This is a genomic window from Photorhabdus sp. RM322S, from assembly GCF_042879395.1.
GTDB lineage: Bacteria > Pseudomonadota > Gammaproteobacteria > Enterobacterales > Enterobacteriaceae > Photorhabdus > Photorhabdus khanii.
The window spans coordinates 23,488-29,513 of sequence record NZ_JBHFKW010000050.1; the positions used below are offsets into that span (position 1 = coordinate 23,488).

At 40.3% G+C, this 6,026-nt stretch carries 5 protein-coding genes and 1 pseudogene; 3 read left to right on the top strand and 3 right to left on the bottom strand.

What is annotated here, in order from left to right; genetic code table 11:
• Nucleotides 1-17: 17 nt before the first annotated feature.
• The 3 genes and pseudogenes from ACGF63_RS20125 (at nucleotide 18) to ACGF63_RS20135 (ending at nucleotide 1,836) form a co-directional block, all read left to right on the top strand.
• A pseudogene (locus ACGF63_RS20125) lies at nucleotides 18-1,124 on the top strand (tyrosine-type recombinase/integrase).
• A gap of 92 nt (nucleotides 1,125-1,216) precedes the next feature.
• Nucleotides 1,217-1,456, top strand: a complete 240-nt coding sequence (locus ACGF63_RS20130; RefSeq protein WP_239002349.1) for a hypothetical protein — start codon at nucleotides 1,217-1,219, stop codon at nucleotides 1,454-1,456.
• Between the two features lie 203 nt (nucleotides 1,457-1,659).
• Entirely contained in the window at nucleotides 1,660-1,836 is a 177-nt protein-coding gene (locus ACGF63_RS20135; protein ID WP_203448920.1) for a hypothetical protein, read from the top strand.
• A gap of 242 nt (nucleotides 1,837-2,078) precedes the next feature.
• Here the strand turns inward: ACGF63_RS20135 and ACGF63_RS20140 are convergent, their stop codons facing one another.
• The 3 genes from ACGF63_RS20140 to ACGF63_RS20150 all read right to left on the bottom strand — a co-directional run bounded on the left by ACGF63_RS20140 (nucleotide 2,079) and on the right by ACGF63_RS20150 (nucleotide 5,880).
• On the bottom strand, nucleotides 2,079-4,337 hold the full coding sequence (locus ACGF63_RS20140) for a S8 family serine peptidase (protein ID WP_387632833.1): 2,259 nt from the start codon (nucleotides 4,335-4,337) through the stop codon (nucleotides 2,079-2,081).
• 6 nt (nucleotides 4,338-4,343) lie between these two features.
• Complete coding sequence (locus tag ACGF63_RS20145) at nucleotides 4,344-5,450, bottom strand: ATP-binding protein (protein WP_132355886.1); 1,107 nt, start codon at nucleotides 5,448-5,450, stop codon at nucleotides 4,344-4,346.
• A gap of 262 nt (nucleotides 5,451-5,712) precedes the next feature.
• Entirely contained in the window at nucleotides 5,713-5,880 is a 168-nt protein-coding gene (locus ACGF63_RS20150) for a putative zinc ribbon protein (protein ID WP_387632835.1), read from the bottom strand.
• Between the last annotated feature and the right edge of the window lie 146 nt (nucleotides 5,881-6,026).

Consider the following 6,026-nt stretch of genomic DNA (forward strand, 5'->3'; position numbering starts at 1 on the left):
AGGAGAAAACTATACATATGCCTCTTACAGACCTTGAGATACGCCGCGCGAAGCCTTCTGAGAAAACGTATACGAAAGTTGATGGTAACGGACTGTCTCTGTAAATCGAGCCTAACGGTTCAAAAGGATGGCGTTTCCGTTACCGTTTTGAGGGAAAGGCTAAGATGCTTTCTTTGGGGGACGTACCCCAAAGTTTCCTTATCTGAAGCACGTAAAAAGCGTGATGAAGCCCAGGGGCTATTGGCTGCGGGCATCAACCCTAGTGACACCCGCAAGGAAAAGAAGCTGGCACAGCAGGATAGGCTGGGAAATACTTTTGAATTAATCGCAAAAGAATGGTACCAGCGGCGCTATGATCTCTGGGCTGAATCTTATAGAACTGAAATGATTGCAACTTTTGAAAAAGACGTTTTCCCTTACATCGGTCATCGTCCAATTGATTCCATTACGCCTATGGAGTTGATGTCTGTTTTGACCCGCCTTGAGCAAAGAGGGGCTACGGAGAAGATACGTAAAGTTCGCAGCGTTGTGGTGAGGTTTGGAAATATGCAATAGCTACAGGACGAGCGTTCTCAAATCCCGCACTTGATCTTGCTAGTGTTATGATGCCACATAAAAAAGAGAATTATCCGCACCTGAAAGTAGCAGAGTTGCCGGAGTTCTTCACTGTGCTACAGGCGAACACCGGGAATGTACTCGTTAAGCTGGCGATGAGGCTCCTCATATTGACAGGTACCCGACTAGGTGAGCTACGTAAAGCAGAATGGTCAGAGTTCGACTTTGAAAATAATCTTTGGAGTATTCCCGAAGAGCGAATGAAAATGCGTCGGCCGCACTTGGTTCCACTGTCAAAGCAGTCACTAGCTATTCTGGAAGAACTGAAAACAATGACGAGCGGTTACCAGTACGTTTTTCCTAGTAGGCTTGAGAAAGTAAAGCCAATCAGTGACATGTCGCTAAATGTTTTAATCCGGCGCATTGGTTATGGAGGAAGGGCTACTGGTCACGGTTTTCGTCACACCATGAGCACTATTCTCCATGAGCAAGGCTTTAACTCTGCGTGGATCGAGTTGCAGCTTGCTCATGTGGACAAAAATACTATTCGTGGCACATACGTTCATTAACGATCGGGTGCCTTTTTGCTTTCTAACGAACTGAAATCAGGAGAATTATAGAATGACTACGGTATGCCCGGAATGCGGTTCTGATCGTGTAAGTGAACGACATATTGGCAGGAAGACGGGAGGTATTGCTGGAGGCGTGGCTGGCACTCTCAGCGGTGCGGGAACTGGTGCTGCGATTGGTTCAGTTGTGGCCTGTGGTGGGTACAGCGACGGGGGCAGTGCTGGGGCGGTTTGTCGCTGGCGCAACTGCCGGAGCTGTTACAGGTTCGGCTATGGATAGCGTACTGTTTGATCGGTATGTGTGTAGAAGCTGTGAACATACATTTGATTGATTATATTGATATTTTTTCCTCTTTCCCTCTCTCAGTAATGCACCCGTCATGTTCCCATTCCTTCTATCCCCTTCTACATAAAACATACCAAAGCGGTAGAACTATGCCAGACAGAAGAGGGCTATAGATATACCTTTGGGCCTATTGGCAAACCAGAAATTACTTTAGAAAAAGAGAGTGGTGATGTAACTCGCAGCGGGGGTATGGCTGGAGGATTTTACGTCAAAAATGGTAATATTATTTACGCAGTAACGGAAGATAAATTTGGTAATTCTGCTCTTATCGTACAGAAATCTGATTATAGTAAAGTCTTGGTGGAGATTGAACTTGATAGTGGAGATAAGAGTTATGTTAACAAAACTTATGAATATCTTCATTGATTCTGAAATTTAAATTTTTGATTCTCAGACTTGACTTAAAAGTTGCTATGTATTTGAACAAACATCTGCTGACTCAGGTCTGAGATAATACATCTAAAATGTCTGCGACAAAAGCCTTCGATGTCTATCAAAGTTGAGGTGATTCGGCCACCTGTTTTGGTGGTTTTTGTTAAAAAATCATATAGAGAAACACTAAATTGAGAAAGTTTTATGAAAAACTTTCTCAATTAATAGGATGTATATTAAAGATTAACTTCAATACTCTGATTAATCACAGCACTCTCCACATATGCACCCAGCCTTTGCGTCATAGAGTTATAGATCCCCGAATTCTCATCATTACTTCTAAAAGTTAAAACAAAAGAAACTTCTTGTTCATCCAACTCTCTATGCGACTCCATATCAAACTGATACAGATCTCTTGCATAAATTCTTGCATACAACCTAAGAGAGTGGTTATCGATATTTGTTCTACTAAATTTTTTCGCATGGTGTCTCACAGGACTCCATTTCGCCAAGTCTTTTCGGGAAGCGTTTTCTTTTTCCTTCGACTCTTTCATTGTTCCGAGAAGGTTTTTTACTTTGAGGTTATCATCATTCTTATCGATGGCCTGCAATGCACATTCCAGCCTCGTGGCGAAATAGTTTTCTCCTGCCATCTCAGAAACTACGGGGCGAAGAATTGCTGTGAGTGATATATTTCCTGCCAATAAACCATTTACCAGCATTTCAGGAGGTAGTGGTATGTCATTCCAATAATAAGCATAACCAGCTTTAAGTCTTGATATCCAAGTTAAAGTTACCGTACCTGGTTGACATAACCAAGGAAGGGTATCGTCATTCCAAGGTGTTCCCCAACCTAAATGAGTATCATGTTCCAAATTTCCACTCTTGTTAATAAGTAACGCACGAACTAAGTCAGGAGTGGGATTCTTCAAATTCTTAAAAGTGTGTGCTGCAACCGATGATATTAAGGGGGCACTATAGCTAGTGCCAGTTTTACTTACTCCTCCAATCATCCTCAGATTAGAAAACCATGATAATTCGGGTTTTTTCATTCCAGCAGGAGCGGGCCCTTTAAGGCTTAAAGGGCATAGGCTATGCGGCTTCCCTTGCCCATTAGCAACCCTACCGCTTATGGTTAAGGCAGCTTCACAATCTGCTGGAGGACATAACCTGCTACTATTTTTCTCTGATACATTACCGATTGAGATTACAGGTAAAATATTATATTCGCGTGCTATTTTTCCAATCTCATGGCCAAGATAACTTATCTCACTACTGGTCATTGTAGGCTGCGACTCATTAAAGGACAAATTCCATACATTTGAAGCACCTTTAGTTTCTTCTGCAACTCCTCTTAAATAGTTTATGAATTGATCTGTAGTAGGTTGTCTTACTACTCCAACCTTATTAATTGCTTGTACGCTAATAAAATTACATTCAACTTCAGGCAATGATAAGTTATTATTCCAAGCATACCCATGACAAACCAATGAAGTAACTTGGTTTCCATGAGCCATATCAGCATCACAATCAGATACTAACGGTTTAACCGATAGTATATTCAAAGGTAGATAAGAAGTTGCAGAACACCCACCGTCAACAATTACAACTGTAGGTAGATCCTTATTTTTTAAGCTTTGTGGTGTTGGTTCCACACCATTCCCTGGGGGAGTTTCGTTCGCTCTTACATGTGATATAGGTTCGACTCGATAGACCGCACCAGAACTTATAACCTTGATCATATCCAACTCATTTTCTACAATAATAGAAAATGAAGCATGACCTTCTCGCTTATATTTTTTTATCGCATTTAGTAGTGAAGGGCTAAGTGTTTTACCACTACTTGCAATTGTTATAGCATCATCATTTCCTTTTTTTATATCAAACTCAGAAAAACCTGACTTCATAACTCCATCGCCATATAAAGACAGTAAAGAGTTAATCACCGACTCCCTTGATTTTATATCATAAAAAGGTAATAACCATAAATTAAACTGGCGACTATTATTCCCTTCCCCATCGTTAAATAGCTCATTTATCGCTTTTTTTCTTAATGTATCTTCTTTATCAAATACGCTAACTGACTCAACCCTAGAAATATCAACTTCTTCACCGATTGTCTTTGCCTTAGAGATTTTAGCCATCAAACTATCTATTGACGACAGTGGCATTTCCACCAAATATCCATCATATGATGGTGCAACAATGCGACTCAAAGTACCTGCGCTAAAAAGGTCATCAGGTGTCCAAGATGGGGCATTGGAATCATCAAACATTCTAACAACAAAGTGTGCTTTCCCTGCATGGCTAACAATTAGACGAGAATCTTTCTTTATACTAGCAAGATCGTTTACTAGTTTTTTCCTCTGCTGTGCAAGTCGAAAGCGAACAATGCTTGCTCTATTTTTCCCACCTCCAGTAACCGTTGATGGAACTGGCTCTTTTAGCAATGAAATAATAGGGTTTAATAATGGTGTCCGTGAATTGTCAGCCATAGTAACTTATTCCTTGAGGTAACTGGATACAGTTTGCCTACTCACATTCAAGAATCTTGCTATGTCAGCTTGGCTAAAATTATGGGTATGGTGAAGAATTTCTACCATACGTTTTTTTTGCACAACACTGAGCCCACTAATAGTGGGAAGTGCTGTGTTATCATTATCACTCTCCATCACAGCTTGAATTACTGATGGTATATTAACTTCCGTATTGCCGAGTACACTTTTTCTTCTAGCGGCTAAACTTATGTTTTCTATGTCTGCTCCACTAAGTCCTTCTGATATAGATGCAAGTACTTTATTAGTACTAGGATCACCTTTATCTTGGAATAAAAAATGATCCCACAGAACACTACGTACATCTAAATTAGGCATGCCAAACTTTATCTTGAATGGGAACCTTCGCCAAATTGCAGGATCCAATAAACCAGAATGATTTGTAGCTGCTATTACTACCGCATTATCGTCCAATGAATCCAATCCTTGGATTAAAGTATTAACAACCCGTTTTAACTCCCCGACTTCATGTGTGTCATCACGAAGCTTTGCTACAGCATCAACTTCATCTAAAAATAAAACACCATTCTTAGATGGCACGAAATCAAAAATTTGTCTTAAGTTTTTCGCCGTATCACCTAGTAATGATGAAATTACAGAGTCCAACCTAATGACATATAGAGGCTTATTTAATTGTGCAGCAATATGACCAGCAACTAAAGTTTTTCCCGTTCCAGGCGGCCCTGACAAAAGTAAACTTAAACGGCTCGATAAACCATTCTCAATTAATTTATGTTGATGTTTTACACTTTCAATAAATGCACTAAAAACATCCTGTTCGTTTTTATCAAGAAACAATGGTGACACAGGCCACTGAACCTCTTCCACAAGAGGCATTCTTGATTTTGGATCCACAGGTATACTTTCTATATAGCCAGAGCTACGTAAAGGTACTCCTTTTCTACGAAGTATAGACTTGATTTTTTTAGCCATATCCAAGTCATACTCGCTGATCGATTTTGCAATTCGATTGCTTACGCTTCTGACTTCGCTGTAGTTAGCATCCAATGATGCTTCAATGAGGGCCACAATGTCCTCGTTGTTAATGTTCATTTTTACCTCTAGGGTTAGCTGACAAATAAAAATCCAAATTTGTCATGTTTCATGACAATAATGTCACTCAAAACGGAGTTTTTGTCAAACAAAAAACGGATTTTGTCATTGCGATAGTGGGAAATTACAACAATTTTCATGACATAGCTTCTTTTACTTATAATTACTCCATCATGAAGACCCGCTTTCTGATTTCGGACAACAGATGACTGCATCCCGTTACCTGTGCTTTCTTTGTTTCATCATCGGGAGCGTGTTCAAATCAAGTTTCTTCACCTGCCGTATCATTGCGTAGCTTCAAAGGGCAATGGCAGTCGGTACAGAACCATTGGCTGTTACCGGAGGCTTCGGCCTTGTTCGCCATGACGTAATGGTCTTCGCTGTCGAAGGCCATGTATAGCTTCACATCCTGCAATATAGTTTTATGCATAGTTATTCACTTTCTGTTATTGGTAATCATCGTCACTGAATTAACAATCAGGAAAGACGGATATCCTTAAGGGAACCTCTAAAAACTTTTCATAGCCACCAAATTGAGTAAAATGTAGACATAATACATCCCTGCAAGGTAACGCC